The 1,715-nt window shown below is 69.9% G+C and carries 2 protein-coding genes; both read right to left on the bottom strand.

Annotation, left to right across the window (positions count from 1 at the left end; all coding sequences use genetic code 11):
- Positions 1–791: hypothetical protein (locus Q0W90_RS24450; protein ID WP_297777270.1), on the bottom strand; the 791-nt coding region annotated here is incomplete at its 3' end.
- Positions 792–982: 191 nt separating this feature from the next.
- Positions 983–1,715 (bottom strand): carboxyl transferase domain-containing protein (locus Q0W90_RS24445; protein ID WP_297777268.1); only part of this gene is annotated, 733 nt, incomplete at its 5' end.

The following is a 1,715-nucleotide window of genomic DNA, read 5'->3' as shown; positions in this document are numbered from 1 at the left end:
TCTTGGGTGGGCCAGTGGTGCGTCAGCGGCCCGTTGTTGCGGGGGCGCGCCGGTTTTCGTTGCCGCTCGCGTTTGTGTTGGGGGCCCGGGGGGCGGGGCCGCCCCCGCACCACAGCGTGGGCGATGATGACCGGCACCATCGCGATCACGACGTTGCGGCTGAGCGCGAGCACGAGCAGCGCCGGCACGAGCCAGCCGTAGCGCCGGGCCCGTAGGAGCAGCAGGCACACGACGACCATGAGCAGCGCGGTCGACTCGGTGTAGGACGCCGAGAAGATCGGGGACGCGATGTAGAAGCAGACCCCGATGACCGCGACGATCGCCTCCCAGCGGCCGACGGCCCGGTCGACGAGCTTGAAGAGCAGGTGGATCGCGAAGAACCCGATGATCGTCGACAGGATCGGTCCGACGATGACGAACGGCAGGCCGGTGACCCGCATGATGCCGCCGACCGCGAGCGGGAAGACCGGGAAGAACGCCCACGGGTTCATGTCGACCCCGCCCCAGCCGGCGCGTGGCAGCACCAGTGGGTAGCCGTGCTCGGCGATGACGCGGTACCACTGTCCATCCCAGTTCGTCATCACGGCGAGGTAGCCGGGGTCGGCGGGCATCGGGTAGGTGATCCGGATCCGCTCCGTGCCGATCGGCAGCGCGATCTGGTTGCGGGCCAGGATGATGCCGGCGATGAGCACGAAGACCCGCGACACGAGGTAGACCGTGAACGGGAACCAGACGCTGAAGCGTCGGTAGAACGGCAGCTGGGTCTCGCCGGCCCGGCTGTCCTTGTTCATGGTCTCGATCGTGGCGAGGATGGCTGACCCCTTGGTGGACGCGGCGGAACGGGGCCACCGCCCCGAGCGGGGAAGGTGGCCGTCCCCAAGCCTACGGGTACCCACCTTCAACCCCGAACGGACACCGCAGGGGTATGCCGCTGGGCTGGGCGGGTGCGGCGCCCTCCGCCCGCTTCCCGCGCTTGGCTGCGTCAGACCGGCGGCACCGAGCGCCGCTTGAGGCTGAAGTGGCGGTCGCGGTGGGCGGCGTAGGCGAGCCGGCGCACGAGGTCGTCACGCAGCTCGTCGGCCTCGATGATCGTGTCGAGGACGAGGTCGGCGGCGAGCCGTTCGATGTCGACGTCCTCTTCGTACTCGCTGCGCCGCTCGGCGACGTAGGCGTCCCGGGCCTCGGCGCCCTGCTCGGCCTCGACGGCCGCGATCTTGTTCGCGTAGACGGCGTTGACCGCCGCCTCCGGCCCCATGACCGCGATCCGGGCCGTGGGCAGCGCGATCGTCGCGTCCGGGCCGAAGCCGGGGCCGCCCATGGCGTAGAGCCCGGCGCCATACGCCTTGCGGACCACGACGCAGAACTGCGGCACCGTGGCCGACGCGACGGCGGAGACCATCTTGGCGCCGTGCCGGATGATCCCGCCGCGCTCGACATCGGAGCCGATCATGAAGCCCGGCACGTCGGCGAGGTAGATCAGCGGGATGTTGAAGGCGTCGCAGAGCCAGATGAACCGGGCCGCCTTGTCCGCGCTGTCGGTGAACAGCACCCCGCCCTTGACCATGGAGTTGTTCGCGATGATGCCGACGGTCTCGCCCGCCATCCGGCCGAACCCGATGACCAGCTCGGCCGCCCACAGTGGCTTGAGCTCGAAGAAGGAGTCGGCGTCGACGAGCCCGTCGATGACCTCGTGGATGTCGAAGGGGACCGACTCG

It is taken from the genome of Mycobacterium sp., assembly GCF_025933915.1.
In the GTDB taxonomy this organism is placed as follows: domain Bacteria; phylum Actinomycetota; class Actinomycetes; order Mycobacteriales; family Mycobacteriaceae; genus Mycobacterium.
This window is presented reverse-complemented; position numbering and strand designations above follow the sequence as displayed.